Genomic DNA, 22,162 nt, shown 5'->3' with positions numbered 1-22,162 from the left:
CAGGATCCCCGGAGCCGTTTCCGTCCGCCAGTCGCGTCAACCGATCCTAGGGCCCGCAGATTCCCGCCCGTCCCGGGACGGGCGCGGGCCGGACATAAGCTTGACCACATGGCCCGGATTCTTCTCCTGCACTCCATGTACGGGCTGCGGCCCGCCGTCCACCAGGCCGCCGACCGGCTGCGCGCGCACGGGCACGAGGTGCACGTCCCCGACCTGTACGACGGGCGCGTCTCGGACGACCCGGACGAGGCGCTCGCCATCAAGGAGGAGATCGGCATGGACGAGCTGCTCAAGCGCTCCGTCGCAGCCGCGGCTCCGCTGTCGGCGGGAGGCGTCGTCTACGCCGGCTTCTCCCTCGGCGGCGCCCTCGCGCAGAACCTCGCGCTCGCGGACGAGAACGCCAAGGGCCTGCTGCTGATGCACGGCACGTCCGACATGGCGGACGACGCGTCCGCGCCCGACCTGCCCGTCCAGCTGCACGTCGCCGACCCCGACACCTACGAGCCGGTCGACTGGCAGAACGCCTGGTACCTGCGCATGCGCCGGGCCGGTGCCGACGTCGAGGTGTTCCGCTACCCGGGCGCCGGGCACATCTTCACCGACCCCGAGCTGCCGGACTACGACGAGGAGTCCGCCGAGCGCGCCTGGGCGATCGCCGAAGACTTCCTCAAAACCCTCTGACCGTCCCCGACCGCCCAGGGACAAGAAGACGTCTCTGAACGTCCCCGACTGCCCCGGGACAAAGAGAAACGACGGCCGTCCGAGGACGGCCGTCGTTCCGGTGGCGCCGGTTCAGCCGGAGACCTGCGTGTGGCTGATGAGCTGCTGGTTCTCCGGGGTGCAGTTCGGCCGGACGACCCAGACGTCGTAGCGGCCCGCCGACGGTCCCGGCAGGGCGATGATCACGGCCGGGGCGCCGTCGTAGCTGGCCTGGTCGACCAGCAGCGGCCGGGCCGCCCTGGCCAGCGACGCGACGCACGGCTGGAGCGCCGCGGACGTCGCGCTCCGCATGGTCAGGTTCCGGGCGTGCTCGCCGAGCGCCTTGGCCACCTGCGCGCCGAGCGTGGCCGCGCGGTACGCGGTGCCGGTCGTCACGATCTCGTAGCCGCCGGTGGCCGCCGCCGAGGGCGCGACACCGCCGTCGGCGCCCGAGTTCAGGTGGTTGCGTCCGGACGGGTCGGTGACCGGGGACGAGACGCTCGCGCTGCCGTCATGGCCGCCGCCGCGCAGGAGATTCGTGCCGACCGCCGCTCCGCCGCCGAGCACGACCACCGCGGCCGCCGCGGCGGACAGGACCCGCCAGTGCCGCTGCTTGCGCCGCTGCTCCAGGCTCACCACGGTGGCGGTGTGCAGCGACTCCGCGGCCAGCGCGGAGTCGATCCGCTCGGCCAGCTCGGCGGGCATGGACGGGAGGGGCGCCTCCGCGAGCAGCCGGGGGACGTCCGCAAGGTCGGCGGATCGGTCCCGGCACTCGGCGCAGGTGTCGAGGTGCGCTTCGGCGGAGGCGGCCCGGTCGTCTTCGAGCAGTCCCTCGGCGAGGTCGGCCAGGGTGTCGTAGTCGAGGTGCGGGGAAATCATCAGGGTGCGCCACCTCCTTCCACACCTCCGACGTTCCGCGCGTCCCTTCGGTTCCGATGCTGCCGCAGAAGTGGGGCGAGCCTCGCGCGCCCGCGCGCGCACCGGGACTTGATCGTCCCTGGTGGGACCTCCAGGACGGCGGCCGCGTCGTCCACCGAATAGCCCATCATGTCGACCAGGACGAGCGCGGCCCGCTGCTCGTACGGCAGGTGCGCGAGCGCCTGCTGGACGTCCAGGGACACCCCGTGCGCGTCGGTGGGGTCGGGCATCTTGGGCGCGACGGCGTCGAAGGTCGCGTCGTCCCCCATGGGCGTGGACGGGCGGACCGAGCGGCGGCGGATCCGGTCCAGGCAGGCGTTGACGACGATGCGGTGCAGCCAGGTCGTGACGGCGGCGTCTCCGCGGAACCGGCCGGCGGCGCGGAACGCCGACAGGCAGGCGTCCTGGAGCGCGTCGGCGGCCTCGTCCGGGTCGCCGAGGGTGCGCAGGGCGACGGCCCACATCCGGTCCCGGTGCCGGTGGACGAGCTCGGCGAAGGCGTGCGGGTCCCCCTGCGCGTGCCGGGCGAGCAGCTCCTTGTCGGGCACCTCGTCCACGCGCGGCGTGCTCACCGAAGCCATGACCGCTCGCCTTCGCTGGTCACCCGGCGTCCGGGAACGGCCGCACCTGCTGAGGAAGACACCACAGATTCCTGGGGGGAGGGGACATTCTGCTCACAGGAACGATACCGAGAAGCCCCGCCCCACGTCACAACACGGAAACGCACCGGCGCGATCGCCACCCCATCGTTACCGGTGCCATCCCTTAGTGAACCTGCACGGATGGCCGTTTCCTTCCTGGTCCCGCACTGCCGGGGCGCTCTCGCACCACCCGGCCGCCAGCCACGTTCGAGCAGGTCAGGCGGCATATGACTCGGACCCGGCGGCCAACGCCGTCCGGGTCGGCGGCCGGCGTTCGGATGCCCGGCCGTCAGCCGGCCGAGCCGAGGATGGTGACCTCGCTCAGCTTGGCCTTGAAGCGGTCCGGGACGGGCGTGGTGAACCAGATGCAGACGTACTGGCCGCTCGCGGCCTTCTCGGCCTTGATCGGGAACGTGGCGCCCTGCGAGGTTCCCTTGCCGACGACGTGCAGCGCGCCGAGGTCCTTGGCGTCGCCGACGCGGAGCTCGATCGGGGCGTTGCCGACACCCGCGGTGTTCACGCGGACGCTGTCGACCTTCACCTTGCGGCCCATGTCGAAGACGACGCCGAGGCCGTTCTTCAGGTTGCCGAAGTTGTCCCCGTGGTACCCGGCGCTCTGCCAGGGACGGCCGTGGCCGCCCTTCATCAGGGTGTCGAGGTTCTTGCCGATCTGGCTGTCGGTGTCGCCCTTGGAGTCCTCGATGGAGGAGACACCGGACGGCTTCAGCGCGGTCGCGGCGGGCTCGGACGGCGAGTTCGTCTGCCCGGTGTGCCCGACGTTGCCCTGCTTGCCGCTCTTGTCGCCGTGGTCGTTGCCGCTGGACAGCGCCCACGCGCTCAGCCCGACGACGACCGTCAGCGCGGCCGCGGCGATGCCGAGCAGCCCGCGGTTCATCGGCTTGCGCGGCGCGCCGTGGTGCGAGGGGCGTCCGACCGGGGTGGTCGGCTGGACGGGCGGAGGCGTGGTGGACGGCCCGGACGACGACCGGCGCGGACGCGGCGGAGCCGCCGAGCGGGCCGGTGCGGGCGCGGGCTGGGCGGAGTGCACCTGCGTGGGCTGGGCCTGCGCGGGCGGCTGGTGGTAGGCGGCCGTCGCGCGCGTGGGCGCGGGCGGACGCGGTGTCGGCGCGGTGCCGAGCCCGGCGAACAGCGGCAGCGGCGTGCGCGGGACGCGCCGCAGCGCACCGGCGAAGTCGGACGGCGTGCGGAGCGCCTCGGCGTCCGGGCCGCTCGCGGGCGCGGGAAGGCCGAGGCTGCGGCAGACGATGTCGTCCACGGCGGACGGCACCCCGGCCTGCACCAGCCGCGGCGCGAGCAGGGAAGCGGAAGCGGGCTCGTCAGGCGTGGTGACGTTCGCCTTGGGATCGCCGTCCGGCGTGGTGACCGTGGTGGCGTTCTCGTGCGCGCCCGACTGCGAGCCCGATCCCGATGCCGAAGCGCCGGCGGTAGGCGCGGCAGGCAAGGACGAACGGGACGGCTCGCCCGGCCAGTGCGCGGTCAGCGCCGCGTAGAGCATGGACCCGAGACCCCGCGTGTCAACGGACGCGGGCGAGTCGGAGTAGTGGTCGGCCAGGACCGCGTCCGTGGCGACGCCGAGGACCTTGACGGTGCCGCCGGTCGTCCACACGAGGTCGCGCGGGGACAGGCACAGGTGCGCGAGACCGGCCGCGTGCGCGGCGGACAGCGCCTCGGCGGCCTCGTACAGCAGCGTGGTGGCGCGTCCGGGCTCCAGCGGGGCCTTGGCGAGCATCTGCTCCAGCGTCTCGCCGACGACCCATTCGCTGACGACGTAGGCGCGCTCGCCCGAGTCGTCGGCGTCGAAGACCTGGGTGAGGCGCGGGTCGGTCAGCCGGGACGCGGCGCGCGCGGCCGTGACGACCTCGTGCACGCGCGGGAAGCCGGGCTCGAACGTGCGGACGGCGACGGCGCGCGCGAGGATCTCGTCGATGGCCTTCCACAGGGACGAGCCACCCGAGTCCTTGATGCGTTCTTCCAGCCGGTAACGGCCCGCGAAGCGGGCGCCGGGCTCGATGACGGACGTGCTCACGGCAGTGTCCAGCGCAGGTGGTCAGATCCCATGTTCGTGGCGTGGCAGCTTACGCCTCCGACCCTCCTCTTTGCAGTCCCCAGGGTGTCGCCCCGCAAGCCGTAGTCCCCAACATGGTAGTGGCTGGACCGCTTGCCGGTCGCCTTAACCGCGCGGGTGGCGTGGAGTTTGCGATGCCCGCCGGTGCCGGTGAGCGCACTTTACCCGCGGCCCGGGATGCGGGAGCCGACCATGGAGAGCATGGACTGGACCTCCCCCACGCGCAGGAGCCGGGCGAACAGCAGGTAGAGCACGCCTCCACCGGCGCTACCCACCACGAGGGCGAGCATGCCCGGGATGAGGCCGCGGCCGAGTGCGGCCTCGGTCACAGCGTGCACGGCGTACGCGAAGCCGATCAGCGGCCACAGGGCCACCAGCAGCTTCAGGTGCGTGCCGATCACGCGCCGCCCGTCCAGGCCGCCGAGCTTGTGCCGCAGCACGACCCAGCAGACGACGGTGCCGACGACGTTGGCGAGCGCGAACCCGGACGCGATCCCGATGATGATCCACTTGACCGGCAGCAGGTAGTACGCGCCGACCGCGCACAGGATGTTCGTGCCGACCGTGCCGAACGCGATGAACGCCGGGGTGCGGGTGTCGTTGTGCGCGTAGAACACGCGCAGCATCAGCTGGTAGGACGAGAACGGCACGAGCGCGATCGCGAACGCCTGCATGACACGTCCGATGACCTCGGCGTCCGACACCGAGGTGGAGCCGTGCGCGAACAGCACCACCGAGATCTCCGGGCCGAGCACCGCCATCAGCGCCGCCGCCGGCAGGATGATCACCGAGGACAGCCGCAGCCCGGACGAGAAGTCGTCCCGGACCAGCTCGGACGCGCCCTCGGTGGCGTGCCGGGACATCCGCGGCAGCAGCGCGGTGATCACCGACACCGCGACGATCGCGTACGGCAGCTGGAAGATCATGTAGGCGGTGGAGTACGAGCCGTACCCGTACACGTCGCCCGCGCCCGCGTTGTGCGCCTTGCTGCCCGCGCTGTTGCACAGGGCCGTGACGACGGTGAACGCGACCTGCGTCAGCATCACGTAGAGCAGGGTCCAGCCGGCGAGCCTCCCGACGCCGCTGATCTCGCCCTTCTGGAAGTTCAGCTTGGGCCGCCACCGGAACCCGACCCGGCGCAGCGACGGCCACAGCGCGACCGTCTGCAGCACGATGCCGCCGGTGGTGCCCGCCGCGAGCAGGTAGAACTCGGTGTCGGTGATCGTGGACGCGCCGACGGTCTTGCCGCCCGACACCCACAGGAACGCGCCGCCGACGCCGATCATGACGATGTTGTTCAGCACCGGCGCCCACATCGGCGCGCCGAACGAGCCGCGGGTGTTGAGGATCGCGCCGGCGAACGCGCCGACCCCGTAGAAGAAGATCTGCGGCAGGAAGAACAGCGCGAACAGGATCGCGATCTTCCGCTCGTCCCCGTGGTAGGACGGCGCGGACAGCGTGATCAGCAGTGGCGCGGCGAGCATCGCGACCGCGGACAGGCCGAGCAGGCCCAGCACCGACAGCGTGAACACGCGCTGCTCGTACTGCTCGCCGTAGGCCTTGTCGCGTTCCTTCGCGCGCACGAGCAGCGGCACGATGACGCTGGTCAGGATGCCGCCGAGCAGCAGGTCGTAGATCTGGTTCGGGAAGGTGTTGGCGGTGTTGTAGATGCCGAGCAGCGTCCCGTTGGACAGCGCGGCGACGATCGCGGCCGTCCGGAGGAATCCGGTCACGCGGGACGCGATCGTCCCGAGCGCCATCATCGCGCCAGACTTCAGCAGGCTCGATCCGCCGCCTCCGCCTCCGCCGGTCTCGACGGGCGGCGCGGTCGGCGGCTCGGTGCCGGGCGGTAGCGGAAGGTCGAGCGCCGTCTCAGCGGCGGCGCCCATCCCCGCCGGAGGACGACCCGTCCCCGGGTTCCGTCCCGTTCCCGGCGTCCCCGGACCCTGGCCCGGACCCATTTCCGTTCCCGGACCCGTTCCCGGACCCGGGTTCTGAGCCATTGCCCGATTCATGCCGGGTCCGTGTCCCGAACCAGCCTCCGGCCTCGGCCCACTCGTCGGTCCCGGCGTCCCCGGCGTCCCCTGACGTCCCGGCATCGGCATCTGCACCGTCGGCTGGCGGTTCTGTCCGGCCGGAGGACCAGGAGTCCCGTACGGTGGCGCGGGAGTCGCGCCCGGCGCGTGGTGCCGGCCCTGCGCCGTTTCCGGACGCGTGACGTCCTGCGGCTGGCCCGGACGTCCCTGGTTCGGACGACCCGGACCCGCCTGGCCCGGACCCGCCTGGCCCGGCTGCCCCGGGATCGGCTGCGCCTGACCCGGACGGCCCGTATTCGGTCGGGACGGCGTCCGAGGCTGGTCCCATTGGGTAGCGGGCGGCGGAGGGCTCTGCCGGTACCCCGCCGGGGGCTGCCCCTGCGGAGGACCCTGCGGATTCCCCATCGGACGGCCCTGCTGCGGAGCCTGCGGGCCCTGCGGAGCCTCCGGGCCCTGCCGGCCTTGCGGATAGGCCTGCCTCGGGTCCTGCGGAGGCATCTGCCCCGCCGGGCCCTGCTGGGGCGCCTGGGTAGGCGGAAGGGCCTGCCTCGGGTCCTGCTCCTGGTCCGGGTTTGGGTAGCCCGGAGTCTCCCGAGACCAGGGGTTCTGCTCCGGGGTAGTAGGGCCCCGGCGCTCCGGCCGCTGGTCCCGTTCCGGTCGGTCCGTCACCGGCTGCCTCCGCTTTCCGGCGGCGCCTCGCTCGCATGGCCCGCACTCCGACGCCCACGAAGAGTACGGCAAGTGCGCCACCCGTGATGAGCAGCGACGTCCGTCCATACCCGGTGGTCCGGACGGTAATGACGTGGGGGTCGCCGTAGTCGTCGCCGTTGGCGGACGCGAGCTGCACCAGCAGCCGGAAGCGCCCGTTCCCGTTGGCGGTGACCGGGAGGTTGCGGGTGACCTTGTCGTTGGGCCTGAGCTCGATCGGGGAGCGCCCCTCCAGCTTGCCGATCTGGAGCTTGGCGCTGTTCTCCGACGAGATGTTCATCGTCACCCGGACGGTCTGGTCCGGGAGGTCGTTGGAGACGGTGATGTGCACCATGCCGGAGTTGCCCGCCAGCGCGGTCGACACGCTGACCACCCGGACCCGGCCCGTGTCCGCGGCCAGCTCGTCGCTGACCCGCCGCCGCGCCGCGAACGCCTGGGAGGAATGGGAGCGCCACGACACCGACTCCAGCCGCAGCACGGCCCGCTCGTAGACCGGGCTCGGCGAGTTGACCACGATGGAGGCGAAGGTGTTGGCCTCCTTCTGGATGCGGTGCACCTGCTCCAGGTAGCCGGGGCCGAGCTCGTAGCCCTGGTACTCCTCGGGGTAGTCCTTCTGCTGGCGCTGCTGCGGCGTGGTGCGCGCGATCTGCTCCAGCGTGCTCGCCTTCAGCCACGGCACGGACGAGGTGTCGTTGAGCAGGCCCTGCGCGAGGTCGGCGGACGGGCTCCAGTGCCGTCCGGGCGCGACGACGAGGGTGCGGTTCGCGGTCTGCGGCTGCTCGGCCGTGATCATCGCGGTCTCGGCCAGGAACCGCTGCTCGGTCAGCGCCTTCGCGCCGGGCGCGCGCGGGTCCTGGTCCAGGATGTCGGTGATCTTGTCGTCGTAGGTGAGGACGGCGTGCTGCCTGCCGCCGATGTCGGCGGTGGTCACGGCGTTCGGCGTGTAGCCGTTCTGCGCGCCGCCGAAGGCGTTGTCGCTGCTCATCAGGATCGGCCCGGAGCCGACCCAGCCGGGCTGGACGAGCTGCTTGAGCGTGCCGGGCCCCGCGACGCCGGACGGCGGCCAGGCCATCGGCGTGCTCGGCTGCCCGCCCAGCACGGCCGTCGCGACCTGCGAGTTCCGGTAGGCGAGCGCGACCTGGTTCTTCTGCTTGCTCCGGACGAGCGCGACGACGTCGGGGTCGGCGTAGGGCAGCGCGAAGTACGGATCGCCCTTCATCGCGGGCTTGAGCGACTTCAGCCAGGCGTCGGCGGCGGCGCTCTTGGGCTTCTTGACCGACTTGTCGTCCCGCAGGCCCTGGACCCGGTAGCCGGCGGTGGCCATCTGGCGCGCGTCGTCCAGCAGGGCGGGGTCGACGGCCCAGGTCAGCGGGGTCTTGGTGGTCGCCGCGGCGGACACCAGGCCGCTCAGCCTGCCGCCCTTGCCGAACTGGGCGTTCAGGTCGTCATCGGTGAACATGTCCCCGGCGGTGCGGTGCTGCCGGTCGATCAGCGGCCAGACCCAGCCGACCTTGATCGGCTTCACATCGCCCGGCTTGGGGCTGAACGTCACGAACGTGATGACCCCGGCGACGACCTCCTGAGCGGCGTTCACGACCTCGACGCCGACCGGGTAGACGCCGAAGCGGCGCATGCCGATGTCGGCGGTGTCCGCGTCGAGCGAGAACGCCTGCGAGCCGTTCGGCGCGGCGGCCTTCGGGAGCTGGGCGGGCTTCTGCCCGACCCCCCGGAGCAGCTGGGACGGCTGGCCCTCCGCGTACCGCTCCAGCTGGGAGCGGGTGGTGAGCGCGGTGCCGTTGTAGCGCATCCGGACGGTCAGCCCGGTCTGGTCGCGCCCGGTTCCGTTCGTCACGGTGCCGGTGATCCGCACCTTGGCGCGCTTGCCGGTCGCCTCGGCGGCCTTGGGACTGACGCTCGACAGCGCGAGCGTCACCTTTCCCTGCCGCGCCTTCTCCGGCTGCGTCGCCGAGTCGGGCGCCTGGGGCAGCGACGCGTCCGGCGCCTGCGGCTCGGCGTCCGGCGCCTGCGGCTCGGCGGCCAGCGCGCTCGTCGTGAGGCTCACGTCGGAGACGGACGCGCCGCCGGAGGGCAGGGCGAACGCCCCCGGCGCGGCGCTCGTGAGAAGGCAGGGCACCAGCGCGGCCAGGGCCGCCGCCCGACTCACCGCTCTCACGCCGCGCCCGCCCGGGGCCCGCGGCGGGCCGGCCGGGCGCTCAGTCTCCGCACCACGCGCTCGATGTTAGCCGCGCCCAGGCTCCCGTCCGACCGTCTGAACCCCCCACCGGCAAAGATCGCCCGACCCTGGACGCCCGCTGAACGAACCCCCGGCGGGTCGGGGGGTCAGCGGACCCGGGGTGGGCGGTTGGTGCCTCGGGGGACGTCGCGGAGGGTGGCCGCGCCGGTGGACCGGGCGCTGCGGGGGCGGGGCGCCAAGCGGCCGCGCAGCGCCGGCGAGTCGACGAACATCGCGGGCGGGGCCTTCGGCCCGCTGGGCGGTTCCAGCGCGCAGGGCTTGGCGGCGCTGAGCGTGCAGAGGTCGGCGACGCGGATGCCGAGGGCCGTGGACGGTTCGCCGGTGGGCGTGTAGACGACGTCGTCCGCGGCGAGCACCTCGGTGATCCGCTGGTCCAGCAGCAGCGGCATCGCGGGCGGGAGCAGCAGCGGCGCGACCAGCCCGGCGGCGTACTCGGTGACGGCGTTGACCATGTCCGCCCGCGCCGGCCGCACCTGGCGCGCGCCCACCTCCCTCCGGACGGCCTCCAGCGGCGGCCGGGCGCCCGCGCACACCACGGCCGCGGCCAGGAAGCGGTCGCCGCGGTACACGTCCTCGCAGGTGTAGACGCGGGTCACCAGGCACCGCACCGCCGGGAGTCCGAGCGCCTCGGGCAGCTCGTCGGCGGTCGCGATGCCGAAGGGCAGCCGCACGATCTCGTGCCGCGTCTCCCCGCCGAGCAACGCGCGGTGGATGGTGAGAGCGTCCTTCATGTCCGGCTCCGTCCCGCGGGGTCCACACCCCGCATCCGGTGGTGTTTCCGTCCCCCGTGAGCCACGCTGTGAGGGGGCCTCCCCACATACCCGTCGATGCGGCCATGATGCGGGGCGCCGCGTCCCGGACGCCCCGTAAACCCCGTTCCGCCGCGGCACCGGCGTCGCCGGCCCGCCCGGCGGGTCGCGCGGGATCCACTCCGCGCGGCGCCGTCCGGTCCGGCCGGACCCGCCCGCACCCGATGCGCCACGGTCGGTGCGGCGCCCGCGATGGACCGCGCGCCCGGGGTTCCCCGCTACCGTTGTCGTACGGAGGTTCACCGTCGGCCGCGCGGGCGCTCGCGGGGTGATCAGAACGTAACCCGGCTATCGCGCCATGTATAGGGGCGTGGAGGGGTTCGCGGCGGTGAATAGTGCTTTGTCAGCAGTCAACCAAGGAAATACGCTCGATGGCCGTGCCTGACCCCAACGCGAACCCGAACGCTCCCGACGCCGGCCGGGCCGCGATCACCGAGCTGCTGTCCCGCGTCGCCCCCGTTGCCGAGGACCTGGCCGCGCGGTTCGCCGCCGCCGGGCACGAGCTGGCGCTGGTCGGCGGCCCGGTGCGGGACGCCCTGCTGCGCCGCCCGACCAAGGACGTCGACCTCACGACGGACGCGCCGCCGCAGCGCATCCTGGAGCTGATCGACGGCTGGGCCGACGCGGTCTGGACGATCGGCATCGAGTTCGGCACGGTCGGGCTGCGTAAGGACGGCCACGAGCTGGAGATCACCACCTACCGCTCGGAGACCTACGACCCGAAGTCGCGCAAGCCCGAGGTGGCCTACGGCACCTCCCTGGTGGAGGACCTGCGCCGCCGCGACTTCGCGGTGAACGCGATGGCGGTGAAGCTGCCCGCCTACGAGTTCGTCGACCCGTTCGGCGGCCTCACCGACCTCGGCGCGGGCCTGCTCCGCACGCCCGGCCGCCCAGAGGACTCCTTCGGCGACGACCCGCTGCGGATGCTGCGCGCCGCCCGGTTCGCCTCCCAGCTCGGCTTCTCGGTCGCCCCGGACGTGGTGGCCGCGATGACCGAGATGGCGTCCCGCATCGAGATCGTCTCCGCCGAGCGGATCCGGGACGAGCTGTCCAAGCTGCTGTGCGGCGCGCACCCGCGCGAGGGCCTGGCGCTGCTGGTCGACACCGGCCTCGCCGCGCACGTCCTGCCCGAGCTGCCGAAGCTGCGGCTGGAGATCGACGAGCACCACCGGCACAAGGACGTCTACGAGCACTCGCTGATCGTCCTGGAGCAGGCCATCGCGCAGGAGGAGGACGGCCCGGACCTGGTGCTCCGGCTCGCCGCCCTGCTGCACGACATCGGCAAGCCGAAGACCCGCCGGTTCGAGTCGGGCGGGCGCGTCTCGTTCCACCACCACGAGGTGGTCGGCGCGAAGATGGCGCGCAAGCGGCTGACCGAGCTGCGCTACCCCAAGGACGTCATCGGCGAGGTGTCCCGGCTGGTCGAGCTGCACCTGCGGTTCCACGGCTACGGGACGGGCGAGTGGACCGACTCGGCCGTCCGCCGCTACGTCCGGGACGCGGGCCCGCTGCTGTCCCGGCTGCACAAGCTGACCCGGGCCGACTGCACGACCCGCAACAAGCGCAAGGCCGACCGGCTCCGCCGCACCTACGACGAGCTGGAGGAGCGCATCTCCCGGCTCGCCGAGGAGGAGGAGCTGGCCTCGATGCGGCCCGAGCTGGACGGCAACGAGATCCAGGAGATCCTCGGCATCCGGCCCGGCCCGCTGGTCGGCAGGGCCTACAAGCACCTGCTCGACCTGCGGCTCGACCAGGGCCCCATCGGGAAGGAAGCGGCCACCGCGAGCCTGCTCGCATGGGCCGCGGAACAGGGCGTCACCCCGCCGGAGCAGGCCGGCAAGCCCGGCGGCAGCGACAAGGCCAGCAAGACCGGCGGCAGCGCCAAGACTGGCAAGACCGGCGACGGCCCCGGGAGCAGCGAGGCCGCGGGGACGGAGGACGCGTCGTGATCGACCTTCGGCTCGGGCGGATGAGCCCGCAGGCGGCCGACGACCTGGTCGCCTTCGACAGCGAGCACATCTGGCACCCCTACGCGCCGATGCCCGCGAAGGTCCCGGCGCTGCCGGTCGTGTCGGCGTCCGGCACGCGGCTGACGCTCGCCGACGGCACCGAGCTGATCGACGGGATGTCGTCGTGGTGGGCGGCGATCCACGGCTACGACCACCCGAAGCTGAACGCGGCGGTCACCGGGCAGCTCGGGAAGATGGCGCACGTCATGTTCGGCGGGCTGACGCATCCGCCCGCCGTCCGGCTCGCCCGCAAGCTGGTCGAGCTGACCCCCGGGCCGCTGACGAAGGTGTTCTTCGCCGACTCGGGCTCGGTCGCGGTCGAGGTCGCGATCAAGATGGCGCTCCAGTACTGGCGCTCGCAGGGACGGCCCGAGCGGCACCGGCTGCTGACCGTCCGGGGCGGCTACCACGGCGACACGTTCGGCGACATGGCCGTCTGTGACCCGGTCAACGGGATGCACCACACCTTCAACGACGTCCTGGCCCGGCACCTGTTCGCCGACGTGCCGCCGTCCGGCTACGACGCCGAGCCGGACGAGGCGTACCTGGACTCCCTGCGCCGCCTCGCCCGCGAGCACGCCGCCGAGATCGCCGGGGTGATCGTCGAGCCGATCGTCCAGGGCGCGGGCGGCATGCGCTTCTACGCGCCGGAGTACCTCCAGGCGTTCCGGGAGGTCGCCGACGAGCTGGGCGTGCCGCTGATCCTGGACGAGATCGCCACCGGCTTCGGCCGCACCGGCGAGCTGTGGGGCTGCGACCACGCCGAGGTCGTCCCGGACATCATGTGCGTCGGCAAGGCGCTGACCGGCGGTTACATGACGATGGCGGCGACGCTGTGCACCGACGAGGTGGCCCGGACGATCACCGAGGGCGAGGCCGGGGTGCTGATGCACGGCCCGACCTACATGGCGAACCCGCTCGCCGCGTCCGTCGCGTCCGCGTCCATCGACCTGCTGCTGTCCCGCGACTGGCGGAGCGAGATCGACACCATCGAGGCCGTGCTGACCGCGGGCCTGGAGCCGGCGCGGGAGCTGCCGGGCGTCGCGGACGTCCGCGTCCTCGGCGGCATCGCGGTGATCGAGATGCGCGAGCCGGTGGACATGGCGGCCACCCAGGAGACCGTCCTGGAGCACGGCGTCTGGCTGCGCCCGTTCGGGCGGCTCATCTACGCGATGCCCCCGTACGTCTCCACCGAGGACGACCTGGAGCACATCGCCGACGCCATGTACGCCGCCGCGGCCCAGCCCACGAGCGCGGAGGACTGAGGGCGCGCCCGACCGGTGGCCTCGGGGTTCCGCGTCCTATCGGACACCCCGGGGCTCAGCGCTGATCGGTCACGGGGACGTGATGGTCTGCCCCGGTGCGATCGTGACGGCGGTAGGGGCGATGCCGCCGGTGAGCTCGAAGATGTCACCGACGGCGAAGTGGCGGCAGGCGCTCGTGATCGAGGCGACCACGAGGTTGCCCTCGTTGAAGCTGAGGCGCGCGTTCGCGTCCGCGTAGGCGAACTCGGTGAATCCGGGCGCGCCGGCGCGTCCCGTGACGAGGATGTGGCAGCCGTTCGACCCGTCGAGCGTGATGGAGCTGATGCTCACCGTCCCGACGGTCGTCCCGCTCGCGAACGTGTTGGCGTTGACGGTGGACGGGGTGGACGCCGAGACGTGCGTGTTCACCGTGAAGGCGACCCGGTCGGTGCATCCGGTGAAGGACAGGCCGGTCATCGTGCCGATGTTCGCGCCGGGCAGGCCCGTCCCGGAGCGGAGGCTCCCGGCGACGGAGAAGCCGCTGCACAGCACCTGCGAGTTGGTGTCGGCGTCACGGAGCGAGGCGGGGAACGCCTGGGTGGAGGTGCCGGTGGCCGTTCCGGAGAACGCGCCGCCCGGGCTGACGGTGAACGTGGGCGCGGCGGCCCGGGCGACCCCCAGGCCGGTGAGCGAGCTGACGAGCGCGGCGCAGGCGGCGGCCGCGAGGACGGGTTTTCGGGATGCGGGCATGGCTGGTCTCCTTGCTGGAGGAGTCGGTGAGGAGCCGCCGGGGAAGCCGTCCCGAGCGGCGGGGAGGCGGCCGGCCGGAGGGGCCGGAACCGTCGTTGACCGGCGGATATGCCGGTGCCGACGATTGTGGGCCGCCCGTCCGGACGCTGTCGAGGACGCTGACCGCTAGCAGCCGGGATTGAACCCGCGGCCCCGGAGGCCCGTTCACGGGGGCGAGGGAGCCCGGGCGCGTCCGGGCGTGACTACAGTGAGCGGATGAGGGCGGGTGAGCTGCGGGGGATCCTGGGTGAGCGGTACTTCCGCCGCCTGTACGCCACGCGCCTCGTCTCGCAGCTCACCGACGGCGTCTTCCAGGTCGCGCTCGCCGGATACGTCTTCTTCTCGCCGGAGCGGCAGGCGTCCGCGGCGAAGGCCGCGGCCGCGTTCGCGGTCACGCTGCTGCCGTACTCGGCGCTCGGCCCTTTCGCCGGGGTGTTCCTCGACCGCTGGCGGCGGCGGCAGATCCTGGTGTGGGCGCCGGTGCTGCGCGCGGCCGTCGTGCTGCTCGTCGCGGTGATGGTCGGCGTGGACGAGGACGGCCTGCCCTTCTTCATCGGGGGCCTGGTCGTGCTCGGCGTGAACCGCTTCTTCCTCGCCGCGCTGTCGGCGGCGCTCCCGCACGTGGTGCGGCGCGAGCAGCTCGTCACCGCCAACGCCTTCGCCGTGACGTCGGGGACGATCGCCGCGTTCGCGGGCGGCGGCCTCGCCTACCTCCTGCGCGGCGCGTTCGGCGGCGGTCCGCACGGCACCGCGTCCATCCTCGTGGTCGCCGCCGTGCTGTTCCTGGCCGCCGGGGCGCTCGCCGCGCTGCTGCCGCGCGACCTGCTCGGCCCGCACGCCGGCGAGACGTCCGGCGGCGGGACGGCCCGGGAGGTGCTGCACGGCCTGGTGGACGGCGCGCGGCACATCGTCCGGCTCCGTCCGGCGGGGCTCGCACTCGGTGCGATCTCGTTCCACCGGTTCCTGTACGGCGTGGTGCTGATGCAGACGCTGCTGCTGTGCCGCGGCCACTTCACCGGCAACGCCGAGGACGGCCTGCGCGTCGCGGCCGTGATGCTCGGCGTGACCGGCGCGGGCTACTTCGCCGCCGCGGTCATCACACCGGCGGCCGTCCGGCGGATCACCAAACCCGCCTGGATCTCGCTGCTGCTCGCGGGCGGCGGCGCCGTCGTGCTCGTCCTCGGGCTGCCGTTCGCCGAGGCGCCGTGGGCGGCGATGTCGTTCGCGCTCGGCGTCTCGTCGCAGGGCGTGAAGCTGTGCGTGGACACGATCCTCCAGGAGACCGTCGAGGACGCCTACCGGGGACGGGTCTTCGCCGTCTACGACATGCTCTTCAACGCCGCCTTCGCCGCCTCGGCCGCGCTCGCCGCGAGCTGGCTGCCGGTGAGCGGCGTGTCGTCCGGCACGGTCGTCGGCGTCGCGGCGGTGTACGTGCTGGGCGCGCTGATCTACCGGACGGCGTCCAACCGCGTCCCGGTCATCGCCGACGCTCCTCGAAACGCCGCCTGAGCAGGGTGAAGTCGTCCTCGGGGAACAGCACGGGCAGCTCGTCGAGCGTCCGCGCCAGCCGCTCGCGCAGCGCGTCGAACTCCTCCGACCCGAGCGGCGCGCCAGTGAAGAGGAACTGCCAGCCGAACGCGCCGCGGGTCAGCAGCAGGGTGTCCAGGTACTGGCGGTATCCGAGGTCCAGCTGCCAGTCCGCGTACCGGATCGTGGACCACCACAGCTCCGGCTCCGCGCCGTCCGGACGCAGCCGGATCCCGGCATAGCTCCCCGTTCCGGTGACCGGGTGCTCGTCGATGATGCGCAGCTCCGAGGATGGGAAGCGCTCGCCGCCCTTCCAGGACTCGATCCACGACTCGTACGCCTGCGGGCGCGCGTGCGCGAGGTCCGTCAGGAAGAACTCGCCGCCCGTGCCGTCATGCAGCGAGTCCCACTGGCGTCCCAGCTCCCGGAACCGGTGGAAGCAGGCCGCCAGCCCGTCGGGTGCCGATTCATGGCCCATGACGGCCGTCCAGGCCGCCTCGGCGTCGTCGAACCGGGGGTCGAGGCCGCCGTCGATCCGGTAGCGGACCTTGATCTCGGGATGCTCGTCGAGCGCGGCGCACAGCGCGTACCACCGGGCCTCGTAGGCGTTCGGCCGCACGGGCATGCGTCCCCGCTTCCAGTTGATCATCCGGAGCGGAGGACGATACCCCACCGACGCCGTCGAAACCTCCCATTCCACAAGGGTTCGCCCTATCTCACCCCGGTTCTCGGTCCAGGCCGAGCAGGGCCGCGGCGGTGCCGCCGAGCACCCGGTCGCACACCTCGCCGGACGGCGTCACCCGCTCGATCATCATGCGCGTGACCAGGGGATCTCCGTAGGGCGCGTCCGACCCGAACAGCGTGCGCCCGGGGATCTCGGCCACGGCCATCCGGACCGCGATGACCGTCGGGGACGTGGACAGCTCCAGATACATACTGGGGGTATCGCGGACGAGCCCCACGGCGTCCATCCAGTTCAACCCGCCGAGCTGGCTCACCACGAGCGGGACCTGCGGATACTCGGCCGCGAGCCGGGCGAGCGTGCGCAGGTCGCCCGCCGTCGTCGGAGCGAAGCCGTGCACGACGACGGGCAGGCCGTCATGCTCGGCGGCGGCGCGCAGGACGGGACCGAGGAGGTCGGCGCGTCCGGGCGGCGGGGTCAGCTCGCCGATGCCGCGGAGCCCGCGTCCGGCGATCTCCCGCTCGACCCAGGCGCCGATCCGGTCGGCCGGGAGGCTGAGCGGCACCGGGCCGAAACCGAGGAAACGGTCAGGATGCGCGGCGAGCGCGGCGTCCAGTTCGTCCAATGCCCGGGCGAAGGCCGGGCCCTCGTCGGTCCGTCCGTTGAGGGCGTCGTCGAGGACCGCGAACTCGCGCTGCAGCGACGCCAGATCCGGCGCGCGCTCCGGGTGCGGACGCGTCGGGAAGAGCACCGCGCGGTCGACGCCCGCCTCGTCCAGCAGGGCGATGTGCTCGCCCACAGGGTCGTGGACATGGCCGTGCGCATCGATGATCAAGGTGCCTCCAGGAGGTCCCGCGGACGCCGGAATGCGCCCGCGCGGCCCACTGTTGCCCCTTCACACGGTTGGAAGGTCAAGCCCGACCGCCGGGCCGCTTCGAGCCCGCCGACCGCTTACGAGAAGGGACGCGCCGTTGCTGATCGGGGAACTCGCTCGCCGTACCGGAGTCAGCGAACGGCTGCTGCGCTACTACGAGGAGCAGGGGGTTCTTCCAGTCGCGCCGCCTGCCGAACGGCTACCGCGACTATGACGAGTCGGTCGCGGAGACCGTCCGGCAGGTGCGCGCGCTGCTCGCGGCCGGTCTGCCCAGCCGCCTCATCCGCCAGCTGCTGCCCTGCTCGGAAGGCGACGGCGGCCTCCGCGCGTGCCCGGGCGTCCTGGACAAGCTCCGCGCCCAGCTCACCGCCCTGGACGAGAAGGCCGACGAGATCGCCCGCGCACGAGCGCTCCTGGAGCGCACCATCACCCGCACCACCCAGGCCGCCGACCCCCAACCGGCCCAGCTCCACTGAGATTTGGTCGCACAGCGTCGTTTTCGGGCTATTGGGCCAGGTAGATGCGGGTGTAGTCGTAGCCGGCGGCGATCGGGAGGAACAGGGCGTTCCGGACGCGGGAGGACGTGAAGACGGTGTACTTCCGGTCGAGGAGCGGCAGGATCGCGGCGTCCTGCGTGACCATCTGGTCGGCGCGGCGCCACAGGTCGGCCGCCTTCGACTCCGACGTCGTGGTGAGCGCCTGGTCGATCAGGTCGTCCACCTGCTGGTCGGCGTAGCCGCCGTAGTTGGTGGACCCGGGGCCGAGCGTCCGGCCCGACAGCAGCGGCAGCAGCACCGAGCGGCCGTTCGTGCCGTACCAGTCGGGCGTCCAGCCGGGAGCGGCGATGTCCCACTGGCCGGCCGCGCCGCGCTGCGGGTCCGAGAGCGTCCGGCCGTAGAAGTCGCCCGCGGTGTCCGGGGTCAGGACGGTCTGGACGCCGCAGGCCGCGAGGTTCTGGTGCAGCGACTCGGCGATCAGCTTGTGCACGCTGTTCACCCGGTACGGGAACCGGAGTGTCAGACCCCGCGGATAGCCTGCCGAGGCGAGCAGGCGGCGGCAGGTGGCGGGGTCGCCGGAGTCGCCGGGCGTCGGGAACGGGTCGGCGGGCGCGTACCCGGTCGTGCCCGGCGGGATGACCGTGTGCAGCGGGCGCGCCACGTCCGGTCCGCCCACGATCTTGACCAGGGCGGAGCGGTCCACCGCGTAGGCGAGGGCGCGGCGCACGTTCCGGTTCGCCAGCGCGCGCCCGTTGTTCGGGCTGCGCAGGTTGAACACCAGGTACGGGCTGGTCGACGGCGCGTCCCGGACGGCGAACCGGGCGTCGCGCGAGGCGCGCAGCCGGGGCAGCGCCGAGGTCGGCACGGGCTGGTCCCAGGCCAGGTCGGCCGTGCCCAGCTCCAGCTGCTGCTGGACCGCCTCGGGGGAGTCCTGCCCGAGCGTGATCCTGATGCGGTCGACGTGCTGCTCGCGCAGCGGGTCGCTCCCGGTACGCCATGCCGGGTTGCGGGTGAGCAGGTAGGTCGTGTTCGGACGGTACTCGGTGATCCGGTACGGACCGTCCGAGACGGTGTGCTGCCGGAAGACCGGGCCGTCCGGCACGTAGGCGTCGTACTCCTGCGGCGCCGCGGCGGTGTACCCGAGCGTGAGCAGGTTCAGGAAGTCCGAGGCCGGCCTGACCAGCCGGAACACCAGCGTGCGGGAGTCCTTCGCCCGGACGCCCTCGATGCCGTGCCCGTTCTGGTAGGCGGCGAACGCGGCGGCGGTCCTGCCGTCCGCGCCGGGGGTGGACGCCGCGATGCCCTGCGCGCCGAGCTGCATGTAACCGCGGCAGTAGGCGTCCATGCCGCGCAGCGTCGCGGTGAAGTACCCCATCCCGCTGGATGGCGAGGCCGGGTTGCACAGGCGCTTGAACCCGCGCACGAAGTCGCGCGCGGTGACAGGGCGGGGCGGCTTGGTGTCCCACATCGCGTCGCCCCGGAGGCGCACGGTGTAGGTCAGGCCGTCCGCGCTGATGCCGCCGTTCGCGCGGGTGGGGAGCCGCTCGGCGACGTCCGGGTGCACCGGGACGGTCTCGGCGAACGTGTTGGACGCGACCGTCCCGAACAGCGTGCGCGCGAACGTCCGGTCCAGGCCGCGCGAGCCGACGCTCGACGCCGACGCCGGGTCCAGGTGCTCCACGTCGGACGAGCCGACCACCCGCAGCGTCCCGCCGTCCCGGGGGACGCCGGCGTGGGTCGGGTCGTCCGGCCCGGGCCACGCGCACCCGGCCGCCAGCGCCGTCACGCCCGTGACCAGCGCGATCACCGGCCCGGACCGCGCCCGCCGCCACCCCTCCCGCCGCCGCGTCCCGCCTCGCAGCGTCTCGCGTCGCCGCGTTTCCTGCCGTCGCGCCTCCTGCCGCCGCGCTTCCCGTCGCCGCGCCTCCTGCCGTCGCGTCTCGTGTTGCCGCGCCAGCCGTTGCCGCGCCTCGCGCCGCCGTGCTGCTCGCCCGCCGCCGGAGGTGGGCTCAGGCTCGGGGCCGGTCGTGTCGTTCGGACCGGATCGTGTGTGGGGTTCCAGCAGGTCCGGCGGGCCGGGTTCGGACGGGTGGAAGTCGGGGTCGTGGGGGTGGTCTGGGCGGGGCGTGGGGTGCCACGCCGGTGCTGCCATCGGAGCCTCCCGAAAATGTCACGCGGGGTGCCAGGGTAGGGCCGGAGCGTGACTACGGGTGCTGTATCCCGATTTTCCTATGAAACAAAACAACCCCTGACGGGACGAATCCCATCAGGGGTCACTCTGTCGATCTTGGATCGAGCGCTCGCGGCGGCCTCAGCCAGGCGCCTCAGCCGCGCGCCGTCGCGGGGACGGAGGTCAGCGGTCGAGCTCGCCGTTGATGAAGGCCTCGACGGCGTCGTGCGCGTCGTCGTCGGAGTACTGCTCCGGCGGGGACTTCATGAAGTAGGAGCTGGCCGACAGGATCGGGCCGCCGATGCCGCGGTCCTTGGCGATCTTGGCGGCGCGCACCGCGTCGATGATGACGCCGGCGGAGTTGGGGGAGTCCCAGACCTCCAGCTTGTACTCCAGGTTCAGCGGGGTGTCGCCGAAGGACTTGCCCTCCAGGCGGACGTAGGCCCACTTGCGGTCGTCGAGCCACGGCACGTGGTCGGACGGGCCGATGTGCACGTCGGCCTTCGCCATCTCGTGCGGGATCTGCGAGGTGACCGACTGCGTCTTGGAGATCTTCTTGGACTGCAGGCGCTTGCGCTCCAGCATGTTCATGAAGTCCATGTTGCCGCCGAAGTTGAGCTGGTAGGTGCGCAGCAGCTCAACGCCGCGGTCCTCGAACAGCTTGGCCATCACGCGGTGCGTGATGGTCGCGCCGACCTGGGACTTGATGTCGTCGCCGACGATCGGCACGCCCGCCTCGGTGAACTTGGCGGCCCACTCGGGGTCGGAGGCGATGAACACCGGCAGCGCGTTCACGAACGCGACCTTGGCGTCGATGGCGCACTGCGCGTAGAAGCGGTCCGCCTCCTCAGAGCCCACCGGCAGGTAGGACACCAGGACGTCGACCTGCGCGTCCTTGAGGGCCTGGACGACGTCGACCGGCTGCGCGTCCGACTCCTCGATGATGTCGCGGTAGTACTCGCCGAGGCCGTCGAAGGTGTGGCCGCGCTGGACGGTCACGCCGGACGGCGGGACGTCGGCGAACTTGATGGTGTTGTTCTCGCTCGCGAAGATCGCCTCGGACAGGTCCATGCCGACCTTCTTGGCGTCCACGTCGAAGGCGGCGACGAACTCGACGTCACCGACGTGGTACTCGCCGAACTGGACGTGCATGAGGCCGGGGACACGCGTCTCGGGGCTCGCGTCCTTGTAGAACTCGACGCCCTGGACGAGGGAAGAGGCGCAGTTGCCCACACCCACGATGGCTACGCGCACCGAACCCATCCGGTTGCTCCTTCTCTTTAGCGGTTTGCGATCCTCGCCCGCCCCGAAGGGCGAACGCCACCTCTGCGGGACATGAGGTGGTGCTCACCCGTCCCTCTCGAGGCCGAGCCGCTCTCAGCGGCCGGTCTCCCGAGGCATGTTCTGAATCGATTGCTGTAGACGTTCTTTGGTTCTTGCCTGTTCCTGCTCCGCCCGCTCGCGGCCGATCAGCTCGTTGAGCCACCGGACCTCGCGCTCGACGGATTCAAGTCCATGGTTCTGCAGCTCAAGGGTGTACGAGTCGACCCGCTCGCGGGTCCGCGCCAGGGCGGCGCGCACGCTCTCCAGGCGCTCCTCCAGCCGGCTGCGCCGGCCTTCGAGGATCCGCAGCCGCACGTCGGCGCGGGTGTGCGAGAAGAAGGCGAAGTGCACGCCGAACCCCTCGTCCTCCCACGCCGCCGGGCCGGCCTCGGTGAGCAGCTGCTGGAGCCGCTCCTTGCCGTCGGCGGTGAGCTTGTACACGATCTTCGAGCGCCGGCTCTGCAGCGCGAGCGGCACGTTCGGCTCGCTCGGCCGGTCCTCGACGATGAGCCCCTTGGCGAGGAGCTGCTTGAGGCACGGGTACAGCGAGCCGTACGAGAACGCGCGGAACATGCCGAGCAGGATGTTGAGCTGCTTGCGCAGCTCGTACCCGTGCATCGGGGACTCGTGGAGCAGCCCGAGCACGGCGAGCTCCAGCACGCCCGCGCCCTTCTTGCCTGCCATGAGTCCGTCCCGTCGTCCGCGGAGCCGATGTCTCCATGTGATGTATCGAGTGAATGTATCGACCCGATACATCTGAAAGATACGTAGTACCGCGCGTCCTGGCAAGTCCACAGGATGTGATCACTGCCGCACGGACCGGGCGCGACCGGTCGCCGAGCGTCCCCTCCGCCCCGGCGGCCCTCTTCGTTCTTGCTGGTCAGGGCGATCGCGGC

18 protein-coding genes are annotated in these 22,162 nt (G+C 72.4%); 6 read left to right on the top strand and 12 right to left on the bottom strand.

Annotated elements, in window-relative coordinates; translation table 11 throughout:
• Window positions 1-108 precede the first annotated feature (108 nt).
• Complete coding sequence (locus FHU30_RS29150; RefSeq protein WP_253880093.1) at window positions 109-681, top strand: dienelactone hydrolase family protein; 573 nt, start codon at window positions 109-111, stop codon at window positions 679-681.
• 111 nt (window positions 682-792) lie between these two features.
• Here FHU30_RS29150 and FHU30_RS29145 read toward each other — a convergent pair whose 3' ends face one another.
• The 6 genes from FHU30_RS29145 to FHU30_RS29120 all read right to left on the bottom strand — a co-directional run bounded on the left by FHU30_RS29145 (window position 793) and on the right by FHU30_RS29120 (window position 10,073).
• Window positions 793-1,578 carry an anti-sigma factor family protein gene (locus FHU30_RS29145; protein ID WP_253880092.1) on the bottom strand — a complete coding sequence of 262 codons (786 nt, stop codon included), beginning with the start codon at window positions 1,576-1,578 and terminating at the stop codon, window positions 793-795.
• Window positions 1,578-2,198, bottom strand: a complete 621-nt coding sequence (gene sigM, locus FHU30_RS29140; protein ID WP_253880091.1) for an RNA polymerase sigma factor SigM — start codon at window positions 2,196-2,198, stop codon at window positions 1,578-1,580. The genes FHU30_RS29145 and sigM overlap by 1 nt, the downstream gene beginning before the upstream one ends.
• Window positions 2,199-2,547: 349 nt before the next feature.
• Window positions 2,548-4,305: a protein kinase family protein gene (locus FHU30_RS29135; RefSeq protein ID WP_253880090.1), complete on the bottom strand. Its 1,758-nt coding sequence runs from the start codon at window positions 4,303-4,305 to the stop codon at window positions 2,548-2,550.
• 200 nt (window positions 4,306-4,505) lie between these two features.
• Window positions 4,506-6,233 (bottom strand): murein biosynthesis integral membrane protein MurJ, encoded by a 1,728-nt coding sequence (gene murJ, locus FHU30_RS29130; RefSeq protein WP_253880089.1) that lies wholly within the window; start codon window positions 6,231-6,233, stop codon window positions 4,506-4,508.
• On the bottom strand, window positions 6,217-9,252 hold the full coding sequence (locus FHU30_RS29125) for a DUF6049 family protein (RefSeq protein ID WP_253880088.1): 3,036 nt from the start codon (window positions 9,250-9,252) through the stop codon (window positions 6,217-6,219). Before FHU30_RS29125 ends, murJ begins: the two co-directional genes overlap by 17 nt.
• Before the next feature lie 176 nt (window positions 9,253-9,428).
• Window positions 9,429-10,073, bottom strand: a complete 645-nt coding sequence (locus tag FHU30_RS29120) for a YbaK/EbsC family protein (RefSeq protein ID WP_253880087.1) — start codon at window positions 10,071-10,073, stop codon at window positions 9,429-9,431.
• Window positions 10,074-10,522: 449 nt separating this feature from the next.
• On the opposite strand from FHU30_RS29120, the gene FHU30_RS29115 reads away from it, so the two are divergent.
• The gene (locus FHU30_RS29115) at window positions 10,523-12,100 is read left to right on the top strand and encodes a CCA tRNA nucleotidyltransferase (protein WP_253880086.1); all 1,578 of its coding nucleotides are present in this window, start codon (window positions 10,523-10,525) and stop codon (window positions 12,098-12,100) included.
• Window positions 12,097-13,425, top strand: coding sequence for an adenosylmethionine--8-amino-7-oxononanoate transaminase (gene bioA / locus FHU30_RS29110; RefSeq protein ID WP_253880084.1), 1,329 nt, complete (start codon window positions 12,097-12,099; stop codon window positions 13,423-13,425). Before FHU30_RS29115 ends, bioA begins: the two co-directional genes overlap by 4 nt.
• A 69-nt stretch (window positions 13,426-13,494) precedes the next feature.
• On the opposite strand, the gene FHU30_RS29105 is transcribed toward bioA, so the two are convergent.
• The gene (locus FHU30_RS29105) at window positions 13,495-14,154 is read right to left on the bottom strand and encodes a hypothetical protein (RefSeq protein WP_253880082.1); all 660 of its coding nucleotides are present in this window, start codon (window positions 14,152-14,154) and stop codon (window positions 13,495-13,497) included.
• A 255-nt stretch (window positions 14,155-14,409) separates the two neighbouring features.
• Between FHU30_RS29105 and FHU30_RS29100 the strand changes: the two genes are divergently transcribed.
• On the top strand, window positions 14,410-15,702 hold the full coding sequence (locus FHU30_RS29100; RefSeq protein ID WP_253880081.1) for an MFS transporter: 1,293 nt from the start codon (window positions 14,410-14,412) through the stop codon (window positions 15,700-15,702).
• Here FHU30_RS29100 and FHU30_RS29095 read toward each other — a convergent pair.
• Together FHU30_RS29095 and FHU30_RS29090 are read right to left on the bottom strand one after the other, a co-directional pair.
• Window positions 15,671-16,369 (bottom strand): hypothetical protein, encoded by a 699-nt coding sequence (locus tag FHU30_RS29095; RefSeq protein WP_253880079.1) that lies wholly within the window; start codon window positions 16,367-16,369, stop codon window positions 15,671-15,673. The two genes, FHU30_RS29100 and FHU30_RS29095, sit on opposite strands and share 32 nt — an antisense overlap.
• Window positions 16,370-16,436: 67 nt before the next feature.
• Complete coding sequence (locus FHU30_RS29090; protein WP_253880077.1) at window positions 16,437-17,237, bottom strand: amidohydrolase family protein; 801 nt, start codon at window positions 17,235-17,237, stop codon at window positions 16,437-16,439.
• Here FHU30_RS29090 and FHU30_RS47745 point away from each other — a divergent pair.
• Window positions 17,188-17,490 (top strand): MerR family DNA-binding transcriptional regulator, encoded by a 303-nt coding sequence (locus FHU30_RS47745; RefSeq protein ID WP_372503975.1) that lies wholly within the window; start codon window positions 17,188-17,190, stop codon window positions 17,488-17,490. The genes FHU30_RS29090 and FHU30_RS47745 overlap by 50 nt on opposite strands.
• 28 nt (window positions 17,491-17,518) lie before the next feature.
• Complete coding sequence (locus tag FHU30_RS47740; RefSeq protein WP_372503974.1) at window positions 17,519-17,752, top strand: MerR family transcriptional regulator; 234 nt, start codon at window positions 17,519-17,521, stop codon at window positions 17,750-17,752.
• A 28-nt stretch (window positions 17,753-17,780) separates the two neighbouring features.
• Here the strand turns inward: FHU30_RS47740 and FHU30_RS29080 are convergent, their stop codons facing one another.
• The 3 genes from FHU30_RS29080 to FHU30_RS29070 all read right to left on the bottom strand — a co-directional run bounded on the left by FHU30_RS29080 (window position 17,781) and on the right by FHU30_RS29070 (window position 21,950).
• Entirely contained in the window at window positions 17,781-19,925 is a 2,145-nt protein-coding gene (locus tag FHU30_RS29080; protein ID WP_253880075.1) for an ABC transporter substrate-binding protein, read from the bottom strand.
• Between the two features lie 201 nt (window positions 19,926-20,126).
• Window positions 20,127-21,206 carry an inositol-3-phosphate synthase gene (locus tag FHU30_RS29075; RefSeq protein ID WP_253880073.1) on the bottom strand — a complete coding sequence of 360 codons (1,080 nt, stop codon included), beginning with the start codon at window positions 21,204-21,206 and terminating at the stop codon, window positions 20,127-20,129.
• A gap of 114 nt (window positions 21,207-21,320) precedes the next feature.
• On the bottom strand, window positions 21,321-21,950 hold the full coding sequence (locus tag FHU30_RS29070) for a PadR family transcriptional regulator (protein WP_253880072.1): 630 nt from the start codon (window positions 21,948-21,950) through the stop codon (window positions 21,321-21,323).
• Window positions 21,951-22,162: the final 212 nt, after the last annotated feature.

This window comes from Actinomadura rupiterrae, from assembly GCF_024172125.1.
Classification (GTDB): Bacteria; Actinomycetota; Actinomycetes; order Streptosporangiales; family Streptosporangiaceae; genus Spirillospora; species Spirillospora rupiterrae.
This window is presented reverse-complemented; position numbering and strand designations above follow the sequence as displayed.